Below are 663 nucleotides of genomic sequence, written 5' to 3'. Positions count from 1 at the left end.
AGGGTCACGCCCGGTCCCATTCCGAACCCGGTAGCTAAGCCTTACTGCGCCGATGGTACTGCACCCGTGGGGTGTGGGAGAGTAGGTCACTGCCGCACAAATAGTTGATGGAAACGTGTCGGGCCCGACCCCCTACGGGGGGCCGGGCCCGACACGTCTCTACCGTGGCATTCTGCCCCTCCTCAGCCGGCTACGCGAATGGCGAGGGGTCCCTGAGCGGTCAGTTCGTGGCAGTTGCGACGGTGAACCGTTGTCCGCGAAAGCTGGGATCCGCGAGTTCGTCGACCACCGCGACGGCCATGTCTTCCATGGAGACATAGGACCTGAGTTGCACAGGTTTAGTGCCCTGGCGAGTCGGCCGGGATCTGGAGTTTGTGCAGGATCTCGGCGGCCTCGGGGCCGATCGGATCAGCGGCGGTATGTTCGTGGCCTGCGATCACCACGGTGATCTCCTGCAGGGGCCGCAGCACCTGCACGAGCTGCCGTATCGACACGCCGGCGTGGTCCTGCAGGTAGCGGGAGACCGCCAGGGCGGCAAATACGATCGTCAGGTGCGCCTCGATCGCATCGCGGGTGCGGTGGAAGATCGGCCGCGCCCGCAGGTCGGTCTTCGACATGCGGAACGACTGCTCCACATGCCACAGGTCGTGGTACTTGCCGATC

General features: G+C 65.0%; 1 protein-coding gene and 1 rRNA gene. One reads left to right on the top strand and one right to left on the bottom strand.

All coding sequences use genetic code 11. From position 1 onward, the window contains the following. Window positions 1-98: ribosomal RNA gene (gene rrf / locus JJ683_RS18715) — 5S ribosomal RNA — on the top strand; the annotation flags it as partial. A gap of 240 nt (window positions 99-338) precedes the next feature. Here rrf and JJ683_RS18710 read toward each other — a convergent pair. Continuing rightward, window positions 339-663 (bottom strand): IS1634 family transposase (locus tag JJ683_RS18710; protein ID WP_443734005.1); only part of this gene is annotated, 325 nt, incomplete at its 5' end.

Origin of the sequence: Tomitella cavernea (genome assembly GCF_016599145.1) — a bacterium.
Classification (GTDB): Bacteria; Actinomycetota; Actinomycetes; order Mycobacteriales; family Mycobacteriaceae; genus Tomitella; species Tomitella cavernae.
Note: the sequence above shows the minus strand (reverse complement) of the source record. Positions and strands in the feature narration are given on the sequence as shown.